Annotated in this window: 9 protein-coding genes and 2 pseudogenes; 4 read left to right on the forward strand and 7 right to left on the reverse strand. The window is 56.7% G+C overall.

The genetic code is table 11. The features are described from left to right. Positions 1 to 61: 61 nt before the first annotated feature. Positions 62 to 2,647 carry a TonB-dependent receptor plug domain-containing protein gene (locus S101446_RS01100; RefSeq protein ID WP_200906115.1) on the reverse strand — a complete coding sequence of 862 codons (2,586 nt, stop codon included), beginning with the start codon at positions 2,645 to 2,647 and terminating at the stop codon, positions 62 to 64. Positions 2,648 to 3,618: 971 nt separating this feature from the next. On the opposite strand from S101446_RS01100, the gene S101446_RS01105 reads away from it, so the two are divergent. Next, positions 3,619 to 5,970, forward strand: coding sequence for a TonB-dependent siderophore receptor (locus S101446_RS01105; RefSeq protein ID WP_087607323.1), 2,352 nt, complete (start codon positions 3,619 to 3,621; stop codon positions 5,968 to 5,970). Positions 5,971 to 6,199: 229 nt separating this feature from the next. Here the strand turns inward: S101446_RS01105 and S101446_RS01110 are convergent. After that, a pseudogene (locus S101446_RS01110) lies at positions 6,200 to 6,364 on the reverse strand (transposase); the annotation flags it as partial. A 249-nt stretch (positions 6,365 to 6,613) separates the two neighbouring features. Between S101446_RS01110 and S101446_RS01115 the strand changes: the two are divergent. Then, complete coding sequence (locus S101446_RS01115; RefSeq protein ID WP_087608793.1) at positions 6,614 to 8,077, forward strand: carbohydrate porin; 1,464 nt, start codon at positions 6,614 to 6,616, stop codon at positions 8,075 to 8,077. Positions 8,078 to 8,229: 152 nt separating this feature from the next. On the opposite strand, the gene S101446_RS01120 is transcribed toward S101446_RS01115, so the two are convergent. Further along, on the reverse strand, positions 8,230 to 9,444 hold the full coding sequence (locus tag S101446_RS01120) for an aspartate aminotransferase family protein (protein ID WP_087607324.1): 1,215 nt from the start codon (positions 9,442 to 9,444) through the stop codon (positions 8,230 to 8,232). Between the two features lie 448 nt (positions 9,445 to 9,892). Between S101446_RS01120 and S101446_RS01125 the strand changes: the two genes are divergently transcribed. Continuing rightward, a complete protein-coding gene (locus S101446_RS01125) occupies positions 9,893 to 10,963 on the forward strand; it encodes a phosphotransferase (RefSeq protein WP_087607325.1) in 1,071 nt (356 codons plus the stop codon). A 111-nt stretch (positions 10,964 to 11,074) separates the two neighbouring features. Beyond that, on the forward strand, positions 11,075 to 11,314 hold the full coding sequence (locus S101446_RS01130; protein ID WP_087607326.1) for a M20/M25/M40 family metallo-hydrolase: 240 nt from the start codon (positions 11,075 to 11,077) through the stop codon (positions 11,312 to 11,314). An 80-nt stretch (positions 11,315 to 11,394) separates the two neighbouring features. Here the strand turns inward: S101446_RS01130 and S101446_RS01135 are convergent, their stop codons facing one another. The 4 genes and pseudogenes from S101446_RS01135 to S101446_RS01150 form a co-directional block, all read right to left on the reverse strand. Further along, positions 11,395 to 12,030, reverse strand: coding sequence for a MarC family protein (locus S101446_RS01135; RefSeq protein WP_087607327.1), 636 nt, complete (start codon positions 12,028 to 12,030; stop codon positions 11,395 to 11,397). A 541-nt stretch (positions 12,031 to 12,571) separates the two neighbouring features. After that, complete coding sequence (locus S101446_RS01140; RefSeq protein ID WP_087607328.1) at positions 12,572 to 13,462, reverse strand: transporter; 891 nt, start codon at positions 13,460 to 13,462, stop codon at positions 12,572 to 12,574. Between the two features lie 725 nt (positions 13,463 to 14,187). Next, positions 14,188 to 14,292 (reverse strand): annotated as a pseudogene (locus tag S101446_RS18725) (IS5-like element ISNeu3 family transposase); the annotation flags it as partial. A 75-nt stretch (positions 14,293 to 14,367) separates the two neighbouring features. After that, positions 14,368 to 15,660, reverse strand: coding sequence for a DEAD/DEAH box helicase (locus S101446_RS01150; RefSeq protein ID WP_087607330.1), 1,293 nt, complete (start codon positions 15,658 to 15,660; stop codon positions 14,368 to 14,370). Positions 15,661 to 15,927 lie beyond the last annotated feature (267 nt).

Here is a 15,927-nt window from a genome sequence, read left to right on the forward strand (position 1 = left end):
CCGTCAGTACAATGCCCATGACTCCCGTCATGGGCATTTTGGCTTCAAATCTTAAACACGATCAGAAGTTGGCGTTGAGACGACCATAGTAATAGCCGCCCGTGATGGGAATCTGCGCCGAATTCTCATCATACGGCATCGCACCAAGGGCGTTCAGTTCCTGGGACATCATGCGGGGACGAACATTGAACACATCGTTCGCGCCGACGGCAAAGTGCCAGTTTTTCTGGAAACGCACACCGATTTCGATATCGGTCATCCAGTGCGGCGTGTTGATGAACTGCTGAAGGGCGTTGTTGGAGTACTGCAGGGCCGCAGGACCCCAATCCTGGTACTGCACCATGTCGCTGGTCTGACCGTAGCGGGTCTGGCGAATGTTGAAGTCCCAGTTTTTGTAAGTGTAATATGCGTTCAGGATGATTTTGCTGCGGGGATTGTCCGAGGTGATCGAGGCAATGTCCGCCAGGTTCAGGTTCGAACCATTATGGTGCAGGCGGGTGCGGTTGAGGTCGATGGACATCGACAGCGCCAGGTTACCGTATTTATGGAAGTGGAACAGGTAATCTGCCTTGATGTCCACGCCCTGCGTGCGGGTGCTGGCACCGTTGGTGAAGTAGTCGGCATACACGTCATTATAACCGGAGAAGCCGGTTGGCAGGGAAGCCAGCTGGGCAATGGCCTGAGCCGCGACGTAGCCTTCGGTCGTGTTGCCGTAAGGGGTCGAACCGCCGAAGTTGGTATCCTGAACGATACGGTCACGCAGGTTGATCTGGTAGACGTCAGCTTCCACATGGAAACCATCGACGGGTTCCAGCACGATGCCACCGCTGACACTGGTCGAGCGTTCGGGCTTCAGCTTGGTCGCGCCAATCGCCTGGGCCGCCGCAGAATCCGCTGCAAGCAGGCCGCTTGCACCCGTGGGCGAGACGTTGACGGCGCTGAAGTGCGATTCAGCCAGCGTAGGGGCACGGAAGCCCGTGCTGATGGTGCCACGGATGGCGATACGCTTATTGAAGTTGTAGCGCGTTGAAATCTTGCCGTTTTCCGTGTTGCCCACGTCGGTGTAATGTTCCAGGCGACCGGCGAAATCGAGTTCCCACTTCTTGGTCAGGCGGAAATCGCCATCCATGTACCACGCCCAGATGTCACGGTACCACGTACCAGCCGACCCCGGTGAGATACCCGCATAACCCTGCGTGCCACCGCTGGTGTAGGAAACCGGTTCACCAGCGGTAATATTGTAGGATTCCATCCGTTCTTCGGCGCCGAAGGCCAGCGTCATCGGAACGGCGTTCCCGATATTGAAATGACGCCGGAAATCAACGTTGTTGGTCCACTGCGTCATGCTGTAGGTTTCGGCCCGCGCCGTGCGGGGGCTGGAGCCGTATTCGGTCACATAGGCGGTGTTAAGGGTGTTCTTGTTACCGATCTTGTCGATATCTTCACCGTAAGTGGAGCTGATATCCCAGTTGAAGCCCATGAAGTTATCACCCTTCAGGCCCAGCGTGGCGGCAAAATCGTTTTCTTCCATGGTTTCCAGTGGTGAAAAACCGAAGGGCGCGATGGAGGCACAGGCCGCGCAGGAGTCGCCTACCGTGGGAGTACGGTAGTTTTCATAAGCTTCCGCATGACGATGGGCATAGGTAATCAGCCCGTAGAAATTGATGCCGGGCGTAAACTGCTTGCCCCATTCGATCGCCAGGTTTTCACGCGTTTCTTCCGGCGTGCTCATGATCTTGTTGGAGCGATCTGAAATCTTGCCGGCATTCACGCCCGTGTAGCTCGCGGTGCTGGCGTCGGCAGGCTGGGAGCCAAGCAGCCGGTGGTCACGCGCATTGTTGGCCACGAAATGGTCCGTATGGTACATCTGCCCGCTGATATGCAGGAAACCATCCTGACCCAGCTTCATGCCGCCATCGGCATTGAGCTGATAGTTCCAGCCATCCCCGTTATAGGCGTTCGCACCGGTCTGGCCGCTCAGGTTCAGGCCGTGATCCTGCTTCTTGGTGATGATGTTGACCACGCCCGCGATCGCGTCCGAGCCATACATGGCCGCCGCGCCATCTTCCAGCACTTCGATATGATCGATGGCGTTGGCGGGGATCATGTTCAGGTCAACGGGGGTGGAACCTGATTCCGGACCGGAATCCGCGTACAGGTTGGCCGTGGTATGACGGCGCTTGCCATCAACGAGCACCAGCACTTCGTTCGGGTTCAGGCCACGCATGCGGATGGCGGATGTCAGGGCCCCCGCATCCGCGCCCATGGCGCTGACATTGATCGAGGCATTGGTGCGCGTCAGCGCATCGGCCAGGTTCATCTGGCCGGACCGGCGCAGGGCCGCTGCACCAATCACCGAGACCGGGCTCATGCTGTCACGGGCCTTGCGGTTGACCGAGTGCGTGCCAGTAGAAACATTGATTGTTTCTACACCGGAACTGTTCACGCCCCCGCTGTTATCATGCTTCAGGGTCTGCGAGGCACGTGCGTGGGTCTGTGCCGTGGCCGCATGATGTTGCGTGTGAACCGTACTTGTCTTCTGCTTCTGTTCCTCTGTGACAGAATTGCCGTTAGGTGTGGCGGCGACGGCCCCGTAAGAGACCAAAGAGCAGATGGTCGTAATTAAAAGAGAAGTGCGTCTGTTCATGATGCCCCGCGATTCTTCTATCGTTTACGATATTAACGGGTCGTAATGAATATCTAGGAAAAAATGCCCGCCATATCGTTCCGATATCAGCACGTTGCAATAAGGCAACACTTTTCAGCATGTCACGTTATATTTACAACATAAATAACTTAACAGGATAATATTCAGAAATGGCGATTGATTGCCGGTATCTATAAAAACATTAAATAAGAACTCTGATTGGGATATCGACTGATCATGCGGGAGCTTGCAGATATTTCCTGGCGCTACAGTTGCATTTTATAGTGAGCGCCAAATCCATGGATAACCATGATACAGTATTTCATTAATGACGGGGTGTATGTTGACGAGACGCTGGAAGGGCGGGCGTCTGCATTTCGGGCAGCCAAGGAATGGATTGTTCCGCTGTCTATTCAGAAGCGTGTCGCGGCTTCTGCATGTGCCTGAACTTGTGACGGTTTTGTGCCGGTCAGGAAATGATTATGCCACTCCTGCCTCAAAGGTGAGGGGTTGATACTGCCTAGATATGAGTGGTGTCGATATGAATTATAAAAGTTATTGATATACTGGAAGATGACAACAGCAGCCTGACGATGAGTTGGCCAGTTCTGTTTTCAGAACCGTTCTGTCTCCAGGTTTTTAGAAAAAATTTCGACAGCAGCGCTGTCAAAAGTGGTTTTCATTTCCAGACATTGAAGTCACCAGCCCAGTTATTCGGCCGCATGTACAAATGTCCGCGTGATAATCCCTTCTGAGTTGGCGTCGCTCATGCTCTCCATGCATTCGGCATAGCTGTCTTATTCCGGCAACACCTGCTGACTATATATACGCAAACATATGTATGGATACGAATATATATAGACAAGCCCAGCCTGTGAATGAAAGAACTCTATATACGTCGTTTATTCATATAATGGGCAAATGTTATGCGAAGTTGTTATAGTGCGTTTTTCATCACCGGAACGTCAGGCATGTTTCTGCTGGCGACGACCGCGCTGGCGGCCCCGTCAGTTTCCGCGTCGGTGAACGCACCTGACGGGCCGGTCACCGTAAAAAAGCCGGCTCCCCAATCCCGTGCCACGCCATCGGCAAAAACGCAGGTAGCCCAGACATCGTCAGCCGCAACATCAGGTACAGGCGCGCCCATCGCCGGAATACTCGACGGATCCAATGGCGAAACGATAACCGTTCACGGCCACCATGCGGCAGACGGTACCGGCGCCAAATATATGAACAAGAACATCTATCTTGGCCCGCTGGGCAACCGGGACACGCTGGATACACCATATTCCGTCATGGGTGTCCCGCATGATGTCGTGGTGAACCAGCAACTGCGAAACGTCAACGACATGGCGGAGTACCTGCCTTCCGTGCAGCTGGAAATCCGCGGTGACCCCAATACGTCCCGCCCGCAGTCGCGTGGGTTCGAGGCGGACGTGATTTCCAACTCCCGCCTCGACGGGCTGAACGTGGTGTCCACCACCCCGTATCCGGCGGAATGGGTTGACAACCTGCAGGTCCTCAACGGTCTGGCCGGGGCGATGTACGGACCGGAAAACCCGGCTGGCGTGTTTGAATATACCCTAAAGCGTCCGACCAACCGGCGCACCGAACGGCTTTCGGTTGGCGTGGATTCCATCGGCACGCCTACGGTCAATGGCGACATTTCCGGTCGTGTCGGCAAGAAGGGCTGGTTTGGCTACCGCCTGAACATGCTGCATGCCAATGGTTCGGCCTATGCGCCCGGCAGCTGGATCCGGCGTGAGATGGTCAGCGCCGATTTCGATATCCATTTCGATTCCAAGACGGTCCTCGAACTGGACGCCAGCCACTATACCTATGACGAACGCGGCATGGCGCCGGGCTTTGGCATTTCTGCCGGCACCGCCACCAATCCCACCGGCATTGGCGGCCAGTTGCCCGAGGCCCCGGACCTGAGCCGGCGCATGGCTCCTGACTGGAGCGGGTACAACATGGAGACCAATACCTTCCTGGCCAAGATCAAGCACCAGATCAACAGGGACTGGAGCTTCACGCTGGGGGGGCTGTACCAGGACGCCAAGCGCCAGTCCTTTGGCATAAGCGATACATTGAGCGCCACCCAGGGGTATGAAGGCTTTTATACCTCCAAGGCCACGGCGACCACGACGGCAGATGATTTCCGCGTGGGCAGTAACATGGCGTATTTCAACGGTCGTGTCCGTACCGGTCCGCTTACGCATGACCTGGTCATTGGCACCAATGGCTACATGATGGGGAATTATAATCCGACCACGGCCGTGACCAGCGCCCAGCAGTTGGGTACGTACAACATGTATGGTAAGGCACCCACCAACGGTACGCAGCCCTATTATAGCGGTCGCTATAAATCCAGCAGCATCATGAGCCAGTCCTTCATCATTGGCGACACGATGCGGATCAACAAGCACTGGTCGGTCATGGGAACGCTGGCCTGGAGCTGGATCAGTCAGGAAGGCACGACCAGTTATAAAACCCCGCTTCAGAAAACGTTTGAAGCCGACGCGACGTTCAGCCCGACGGCCAGCGTCATATACAAGCCGACCCAGAACCAGACCCTGTATTTCACCTATGGCCGGTCGGCAGAGGTGGGGCCTGTTACGCCCAATAACGCTGCCTATACCAATCCGAACATAGCGTTGCCGGTCTCGCATTCCGAGGAATATGAAGTCGGGTACAAGGTGCGTTACCAGAAGATGCAGTTCAATGTTGCGGGTTTCCGCATGACCTCGCCTTATGCGATGTATGTGCCCACGGCCAGCAATATCTGTACTAACGGCAAAAGCTGCCAGACCTATGAATATGGCGGGACGCAGCGCAATTATGGCGTGGAAGCCCAGATTTCGGGCGAGGTCCTGCCCAACCTGTCCGTACTCGCCGGCATGACCTGGCTGGATGCGGAACTGGTCAACAGCAAGACCGCCACCTATAACAACAAGGAAATCGTGGGCGCGGCCCCGCTGCAGGCCAACCTGCTGCTGGACTACCGCCTTCCGGCCTCGCTAGGTGCGTTTGCCTCGGGCTGGGCGTTCAATGCCAGTGTCCATTACATGGGCAACCGTGCGGCCAACATTACCAATACGCTGCATACCGGTTCCTACACTACGCTGGACCTGGGTACACGTTACGCCTTCCACGTTTCCAAATTCCCGTGGGTTGCGCGTTTTGGCGTCAGCAACGCCACAAACGAACGGTACTGGGCATCAGTCTATACCGGTGCGCCCAGCGGCACGTCTGGTGCGGCCTCTACCCTGTATGCCGGGTTGCCGCGCGTCTATCACTTCACCCTCTCGCTGGAATTCTGAGAGCACTGCCGGGTCGTCAGCAGATCGTGGTCTGCGGCGACCCGGATATAGCAGGAAATGCTGCCGGTAGCAGAGCGGCAATCAATATTTCATAAGATCCGTTCTGAACGACCGCATACGGAACTGCCATCCGCTGTCCTGCGCGTCCGGCATGAAATCCAGGTTCAAGTACTGATTCGGCCCATCGGGCAGCATCATTGGCAGGCGTGTGCCCATCGCCCTTTTCCGACCGCCATGCTTGCGATACCTCCATCCCGCCATATTTCGACCGCCAGATGTAGAAGATCGTATCGCTGATCCCGTGCCTGTGGCACAGACCCGCAGCCGTGGCGCCCGCCTGATGTTCCTTCAGGATGCCGATGATCTGATCTTGCGTAGAGCGTGTTCTCTTCATCGTCCGTCTCCGGTGGACAGGCCTTGCTTCAATCCGAGGGCATTTCAGGGGACAAGGTCAACAGGCTCCGGCGGCTTTCTCTACAAAACAATGTATATTTGCAGTAGGGAACGACCGCGTGAGCGGATCAGTTCGTGTTTGCCGAAGATCATGAATTCGGGAGCTCACAGCATTATTATTATATTTTCCAATATATTACCAATTTATTATTTTTTATTGTTTGAAATATATTTCATAGACCATGAAAACGTGGGGAAACTTCAGAATGATTTCCCCGTGTCGAAGATACTCATATTTACAGTCCTGATTTTTGTATCTCTGATCTACGCAGACGAAGGATTTGCCCAGAGCGAAACCTCCAAGTCCCTGCCGGTTGTCCTGGAACCATACTCCGCCCATGCCTTTCCGCTCGAAGGATGGGGTAACGCTGTGGTGGATCCGCAGGTGCCCACCCTGCACGGCGCGCCGCATCTGTTTGGTGACTGGTTCGGCACACGGAAATGGCTGAACCGGCGCGGCCTGTATCTCAACGTCGCGGTCAATGAAGAATACATGGGCAATGTGCGTGGCGGGCGCACGCGTTCGGACGTGCTGGCTGGCCAGGTCGCGGCCGAACTTGATATCGACTGGCAGCGTCTTGCGGGGGTCAGCGGGTTATGGACCCATCTTCTCGTCATCAACGGGCATGGGCGCAACTTTGGCTATAATCTTGGTGATTCGGTTACGAACCCTGAACAGATATATGGGGGGCGCGGTAATGTCGTCGCACATCTGGTTGCGATGTATGCTGAAAAGACATTCCTGCGCAAACGGATTGTTGTTTCCGCCGGGGATATTCCGACCGGCAGTTTCTTTGCATATGATTACGTGGCCTGTTCCTTTATGAACGTGTCCGTGTGCAGCAATTTTGCGCCGGGTAAATATGTTCCCGGCGGGCGGGACTGGCCTTCGGGTAATCTCGGTGGGGTGGTGCGGGCCTTTCCTGCCAAGAAAGTCTATGTCATGGGCGGGATCTTCGCCGTTTCGCCCCATGCCTATAACGGTGGCATTTCAGGCTGGGCGCTGGCCCAGAGCGGGCTGGGCAAGGTCTCGTCTCAGGTCGAGGTGGGCTGGATGCCGTGGTTTGGCAAACATGCCCTGCGCGGAAATTACAAGATTGGCGCGTGGTACGATAATTCACGCTATCCAAACCTTTATGCCGATATTCATGGCAATTCCTTCCAGTTGACGGGGCAGCCGCGCCGTTACGAAGCGGGCATGAGCACGGCATGGTTCATGTTTGACCAGATGCTGGTAAGGAATGGCCCGGGCGTGGCGGAGGGATTGCTGGCGGTTGGCGGCGTGGGTTATTCGCAGGGCAGCGTCGTGGCCATGCGTGACCATGAATGGATCGGACTGGTGGAGACGGGATCTCCATGGCACCGTAGGGAGGACCAGATCGGGGCCATGTTCCAGCATATGGACATGAGCCGCACCGTTTCCCGGCAACAGGAATCGTCCCGCGCGTTAGGTCTGCCATACCTTGCCAACCAGTGGGGGCCGGTATGGGGCGTTCAGCGTTGGGAAAATGTCTATGAAGCTTTCTACAGCACGCATGTGCTGCGCAATTCGACAACGATGCAGTTTGACTTCCAATATCTGCAGCATCCCGGTGCGACCACAACATTCCGGGATGCAGCCGTAATGGGCATTCAGTTCACGGCCAATCTGTAGAGGATAGGCGAAGAACCCTGATTGTAATGGTTTCAAAAACTTCGTCCTGTAGACAGCACCCAGCCTTACGACTTTGCCGTCCAGTCATCCCTGTCTGTTCCGATCATCATCAATACATGGCTGGTAAAAAAGCAGGCATGGAAAGCGACCTGTCATCCATCCGCCAGGATCATTTCAAGGACGGCCCCTAGCGTGTTGTTCAGGATATCCGCCTGTTCACGGGAAAATATGAGGGGCGGACGGATTTTCAGGACATTTCCGGCCGGACCGGAAGAACTGATGAGCACGCCGCGCACACGCATTTCATTGACAACCCGTGAAGCAATGGTCCCGTCCGTCAGTTCGGCACCCATGAAAAGTCCCACCCCACGGACATCATGAATGCCCGGGTGTCGGGACAGTTGCGCCCGGAGGTAGGCACCGACTGTATGGGCGTTTTCCATAAGGTGCTCGTCCTGAATTACACACAATGTCGCCAGCGCTGCGGCCATGGCGACCGGGTTGCCGCCAAACGTATTGAAATAACGGATACTGGCCCCGAAATCCCGGATCACTTCCGGTTGGCATACAAGGCCCGCAACCGGGTAGCCGTTCCCCATGGGCTTGCCCATTGAAACCATGTCCGGCACGATGCCATGCCGTTCAAACCCCCACATATGGGAACCGGTCCGCCCAAAACCTGGCTGCACTTCATCGGCAAGGAACAGCGCGCCGGCTTCGTGGGCAGCTTCAACCGCAGGCGCCAGGAACCCGGCGGGATCAGAAAATATCCCATCGGAGGAGAACAGCGTATCCACCACCAGAAGGGCGGGCCGGATATCATGGCGTTGCAGGTCCGCGATGGCGGATCTGACCCCCGCGGCAAAATCCGTGCCCGCGACAGGGGCGGGAACCGTGCGGACATGCATTCCCAGATTGACGCTTTTGCCAAGGGAGGGAGAAATCGCGGCTGTTGCGGAAGTCACGCCATGGTAGGCGTTTTCGGTTATGATTATGCCTTCGCCACCGGTTGCATGGCGGGCAATCCGGATGGCCAGGTCATTGGCCTCGCTGCCCGAGCACGTAAATGTTGCCTGCGCGGGGAAGGGGAAGGTCGCAAGCAGCGCATCCGCATAGTCCACGATGGTATCATGCAGGTAACGCGTATGCGTGTTCAGCCGTTCCGTCTGGGCCACGATGGCGGCCACAATGCGCGGGTGGCAGTGCCCGGCCGGGACAACATTGTTATAGGCGTCCAGAAAGCGGCGGCCATGCACGTCAGTCAGCCACGCCCCCTGGCCCGATGCCAGATGGAGCGGTTCTTCATAGAACAGTCGGTAAGACGGACTGAGTAACTGCTGGCGGCGTTCAAGAAGGGGCGGCGTCATATTGCGTCCAGTCTGGAATGGGAAATTGAAACACGCAAGGGCATGATATGCGGGCGGTAGTCGCCTGCCAGTTATTGCAGGCGGATGTACGGTGTCCAGTACGCCAAGTTTAGGACCATAGCCCGAACATGACGGTGGCAGCGCGGCAGATTGCCGGGAAGAGGACGGTCGGGAAGCTGTCATGGCATGTGACGACATGACGCCGGTTCCTGATACGGTCGAACATGATCTCAATCCATGCCTGCACGGGTGCGGTCGCGGCACGTCTGCATGATTATGCTGCGCATGGAGGCCGATCATCAACCATACAGGCCAGTCCCTGCCGGAAATCCCCTTTGGCGGGATCGGGAATTCCGGTTATGCCTCGGAAGGCGGGGCGGAGGCGCTCGACGCCTGCCTTGACCCGTCTGGTGACGTCAACGGATTACATGTGAACAGGAGGCACCCGATGGGCGCGACTGTATCTTCTACCGGCATGGGGAAGGCCGGGTCCGATTTTGAAGCGGCGCTGACCCTGCTTGAACAGCCATCGCGCCCCGTATCGGTCGAGGACGCCACACGGATCGCGCATGACATGTTTGGCATGACCGGCGTGCTGTCACGCCTGCCGGGAGAGCGCGACAGGAATTTCCGCCTCCGGTCCGCGCAGGGCGGGGATTATGTGCTGAAAATCGCCCATTGTGCGGAACGACCGGACGTGCTGGACCTGCAGGACAGCGTCCTGCGCTACCTTGGTGCGGAAGACCCGACGCTGGCCGTGCCGGAGCTGCTGGCCCCTCATGTGCCGCATGCCGTATGGCGCGATTGCGCGGGTGATGAGCGGATCGTGCGGATGGTGACATTCCTGCCCGGTACGCCACTAGGCAACCGGGCGACGACGGTGCCGCTCTGTGCCTCTATCGGGGAAATGCTGGGGCGGCTGGATCGGGCTTTGGCGAGCTTTCACCATCCGGCCCAGTCCCATGCGCTTTTGTGGAATTTGTGCAATGCAGCCTATATGCACAATTTCATCCGTTATTTCCCGACCGGGGCACAGAGAGCGCAGGCCAGCGCGGCGCTGGCGGCGTTCGAGCAGCAGGTGCAGCCTGTCATGGCAATACTGCCCGCGCAGGTGATCCATAACGACTTCAATGTTCATAATATCCTGTGCAGCGAGCAGGCCATCGAGGGGGTGATCGACTTTGGCGATGTGATATGTGCCCCGCGCGTGCAGGACCTTGCAATTGCCGCATCGTACATGATGGGCACCGGCACGCAGCCGCTGGAGCAGTTCATGGCGATCCTGTCTGGCTATTGCCGCACCATTGCGCTGACAGGGGTCGAACTGGCGTGCCTGCCCGCGATGATGGGCGCGCGGCTGGTCATGTCGCTGGGCATCAGTTCATGGCGCGCCAGCCGCAATCCTGCCGATGCCGAATACATCACGCGCAATCAGGCGATTGCCTGGCAGGGTCTGGCCCGGCTGGAGGCCCTGCAGGACATCCTGCGTGACAGGGTGCTGACTTTTGCAACGGCGTGACCGTATACGATACGGCTGACTGAGTGCAGCCCTTGGCTGTTTCCTTACGGTAGATACCACGGCAGCCAGCTTTCGCGCTTGCAGGGGAACAATCACAGCCTCCCACCGCTGATGATGGGTAGCCATCTCGATACCCCGTCCATCGGCGGCAGATACGACCGCATTTCCGGCGTGGGACATGACGTAGCCCATATGATTCGGATCTGCCCGGCCGCGATGATCTTCATTCCCCGCCGTGACGGGTTGAACTACAATCAGGCGGAACACGCCGATCCGGGTGATATCGTAGCAGGCGCAAACGTGCTGGCACACACGATCATGGCGGCGGATGAACATTGCGACCTAGCCTGAGTGATGACAGGAAAGTTTCTGGTGAATCGTGTTTGAAAGATTCAGGAAACGCCGTCTTTTTAGAAACATGACCCATGGGATTAACGGGACAGTCCGGGTAATACCGCCTTGATCCCCGCGATAACCATGCCGACGGAAATGGCCAGCAGGATCATGCCCATGAGGCGCGTGGTAATGGTGCGCATGGTCTCGCTCATGACCTTGCCGATCTCCGAGGCAAAGAACAGGGTGACAAACAGGATAAGGAGTATGCCCGCGATAATGCCGCCAATCTCCGCCATGTCGGTCAGCGAACTGCCATGGCCGGTATAGATGATGATGGTCGCGATCGTGCCCGGGCCGATCAGCATGGGAAAGGTCAGGGGGTAAAAGGCCAGGCCGGACAGGTTCTGTAACTGGGCCTGTTCCTGATGGCTGCCCTGATGGGAGGGAATGCTGCTGCCATTGAGCATCGACCACGAAATCTGGGCCAGGACAATACCGCCCGCCACACGGAACTGGTCAATGGTAATGCCGAAGAAACCGATGATCTTCTGGCCAGCCAGAAGGATGACCAGGCACATGACGGCCGAAAACAGGGTGACCTTGACAGCAAGCGCGCGCTGCTGGGTCACCGAGAACCCTGATGTCATTGCCAGAAAGACGGGCAGGCTCAGGAAAGGGTTCATGATGGCCAGAAATGTACCAAGCGCCTTGACGATTTCCGTATGGTCCAATGGTTGATGTCTTTCGTACTATGCAGCATATGACAGGAGAAAATAAAATGTCTCATACGGGCATAATGCGTGGCCGCCAACCTTTTTAACCCGCGTCAGCGGCAGGGAAGATATGTGCCTGCCACTGTATCGCATGCGTGTTGTATTATTCAAGAACGCTACACATGCATGGCAGAATTGATCGATCGTTAATTTTTGAACTAGTTCATTATTAAATTAAAAATATATTTCATTAAATATTCATTCGCGCACGCGGGAAGCAGTATTGTCTGGCCAGAACGAGGCCATCGGAAATGTACGCCGGTCGGATATCGCATCTTTCCGCCATCTCACGCTTTTTGTGAACCGGATTATGGGATGCAACCTGATTTTTTGATACGGTTCATTCACACAGAACCGGCAATATCTGAATTTTCGTGTTGATGAATACGCGGACCAATGTTTCCGGTCTGAAGACTGTTGCCGTGTCGTGTAATGACCATTCGGTGTCTGGTAAAATCGTTAATGCGCTCCGTTGTCATGAAAAAGCTGTTGGATACCTTTACCACAGGTAAACGAATTTGACGTAATATGCATTACTTTCCGGAATATTCCGGCCATCAACGGAATGCGAATATCGTGTGGTAAAGGAAACATGCTTCGTGATGTTAAACATGGCACCAAGGCCCAGGGTTATTTCACGACTGTTCGAATCGTCCAGATACTGGCCCGCCGTCCGGTCATAGGTGCCTTTGACATTCTGCCAGTCCAACGCGAAGAAAGGTTCGAATAACCGCGTGGCTTTCCAGCTGAAGCGCAGATTGGTGTAGAAGACCACACCGGGTGAATAGGTGTGGCCGCCTTTTACATGCTTTGCCGCCCCCGCGACAGTGCCGGCGTCGCCATCAAAGCTGAAATGTTTCCATTCATAATCAAAAATAAAACTGGATATGTTCGACCAGTAATTCGGGGACGTTGCGTCGCGTGTACCAACGGCGGTCTGCATGAAGGTCTGGATGCCAAACGTGCTGTGCCTGTTGGGTTTGAACCATGCTGCCGGCCCCACGATGGTTGGGCCAAGGCCACCATAATTTGTGCCATCTGCCAGATTGTAGCTTTCGGTCTGGATCAGTTCAAACGCAAAACCGACATGGGGGATGGCATCGAAACTGCGGAAATGGACATATTTGGTCATGCCTGACCATGTATGGCTGCCGCCACCGGGTTTGCGCTGGCCAAGACTGTTATAGGAATTGCCTGCCGCATTACCATCGCCATACTGGACCAGTACATTGAACGGCTTGAAATCAACCGGCAGGTCATATTCGTGGGGACCGATGATACCAAGCGTGACGTCCGCAGCATGCGCGCCGGACGCACAGAACAACATGATGGAAGGGATGGTGATGCGGAGCAGGGCAATGAACCCGGACGATCTTGCCGGCAGATACATGGGACGAAATCCCCGGGAAGGAGCAGGCACAGGGTTTTCTCCTGTTGCCTGCATTGTTAATTACCGGGCGGCATGATCTTCCTGTGTACCATCATGGATGTAGGTGATGCTGTCGTCTTTCCTACAGGTACCAAAGCCATCATGGCCGCTTTCATTTTTACGCAGGACATGGAGGCTGCCTTCCGCAATGGGCGGACGGTTCCCCATGTCCCCTGTCAGTGACAGGATCGAAGATATGTGGGCACACCATCTGCCGCATCGGCAATGAATGCAATGCATGGAAAGTAAAAATATTGATATGTTTGTTACATATACTTGTGATTTCATACAAATAATTGTGCATATGAAAATGGCGTTATTCCGGATGGCGCCGGAAATTTCTGTCGATCAGAACTTATTCCTCAGGTCACTTGCATTCGGTGTGCCCTGTACAAGTCATGTCCTGGGGCACGTAACAGGTCCGGAGCGCATATCTGAGCGTAATCGGTTCAGGCGTCATGCTGCCCGGGCTCAACGGGTAAATGGGGTCTGAGGCTGGCAGACCGGGGCGGTTGCAACCCTGTGCGGAATGCCCCACCCCAGCGTCTGATCCCTGCGCCCCTTTTCCGTTCGCAGCCTGTTGATGGGCGCGGACGATCATTGAATTGAACATCAGGTACTGGTTGTCCCGATCGGTCGTCAGCGTCGCGCAAATCCTTCCAGTGTGCGCCCGAACGTAGAATTCAGAGGCAGCCATTTACGAACAGGCGGTTATCCGCCCCACTGCGGCCTGCATTTCCAACTTTGCCCGGGAGCAGAGGCGCAATGCGCTGCCATAGCGCTTCGTTCAATTCGTGTCGATCGCGTCATGAGATACGCCAGTGATGTCTTGCAATCTGACTGCCTGGCATGTCGCCCGTATATGATCAGGCAATTTCTGCAGCGGCCCTTGCGGCTGCCCGCGCGGCGTTCTTTTCTTCTTCGGTCCAGACTTTCCGTTCGCGCTTTTTCTGCGGCTTGATCTGCTTGACCGGTCCACCGCCCAGAACCGGAGGCCGCATGGTCGAATTCCGTGCCGCTTCCGAATGCCACGGATGATCGGCCTGCACGGTCAGGGGGCGACCGATTTCGCGTTCCACGTCCCGCAGCCAGGCGCGCTGTTCGGCATCGCATAGTGTTATGGCAAAGCCATTGCGGCCAGCGCGCCCGGTGCGGCCTATGCGGTGGACATAGCTTTCAGGCAGGCTGGGCAGGTCGTGATTGAAGACATGCGTCACCGTATCAACATCGATGCCACGCGCCGCGATATCCGTTGCCACCAGCACCTGTGCCGCGCCAGAGCGGAAAGCGTCAAGCGCACGTTCGCGCTGGCCCTGCGACTTGTTGCCGTGCAGGGCTTCAGCCGTGATGCCTGCCTCGGTAATGAAGGCGCAGACTTCGTTGGCAATATTTTTCTGCAGGGTAAAGACCACGGCCTGACCCATCCCCGGCGTCTGCAGCAGCGCCAGCAGTGCCGCCTTCTTGTCGGTGGCATCGACAAACATGACCGACTGTTCGATCCGGTCAACGGTGGTCGAGGGCGGCGTGATCTCGACCTTTGCCGGGTCGCGCAGCAGGCGTTCGGCCAGTGCGGTTATGGATTTTGGCATCGTTGCCGAAAACAGCAACGTATGCCGGTCGTTCGGCAGTGCCGCGACAATACGCTCGATCGGCTTGGCGAAGCCCATGTCGAGCATCTGGTCGGCCTCATCCAGTACCAGTGCCTCAAGCTGCGACAGGTCGCACAGGCCCTGATTGATCAGATCCAGCAACCGTCCCGGCGTGGCCACGATGATGTCCACGCCGGCCTTGAGCGCATTGATCTGGTGAAACTGGCTGACGCCACCAAAAATCGTTGTCACGCTGGGGCGCAGATGGCGACCGAAGCGCTCGAAACCATCCGCGATCTGCGAAACCAGTTCGCGCGTGGGGGCCAGCACCAGCACGCGGGCGCCACCTGCGGGCGCCGGGCGCGGCGTCGTGGCAAGACGATGCAGCAGGGGCAGCGCAAAGGCGGCGGTCTTGCCCGTTCCGGTCTGGGCCATGCCCAGCAGGTCGCACCCTTCCAGCAGCAACGGAATTGACCGGGCCTGAATCGGGGTGGGGCTGGTGTAACCTTCCTCGGCCAATGCACTGAGCAGGGACGGCGCCAGGGAAAGGTCGGCGAATGTCATGGACATGGTCAGGCGGCGCCTCCGGCGCTAGGTCAAAGGCTACGCCGGTTCGGGCTTCGCTGGTTCGGGACGCGCACTCTTACGGGGGATGCCACATTACGTCAACGCGCGAGGGTGGACCGGCCAAGGTTTTTTTCTTGTCCTGACATCCCTCGGTCAGGTCCGGACCCATGCCCGGAAAAGGTGGCTGAAAGGACAGTCCCGGTAAGCCTGTCGCCACCCGGTCCCGATCCGTGGGATGTGAAGGCTGCACCTATTGCGGGCCTACCGCCC

The organism is Komagataeibacter europaeus (genome assembly GCF_002173515.1).
GTDB classification, from domain to species: Bacteria; Pseudomonadota; Alphaproteobacteria; order Acetobacterales; family Acetobacteraceae; genus Komagataeibacter; species Komagataeibacter europaeus.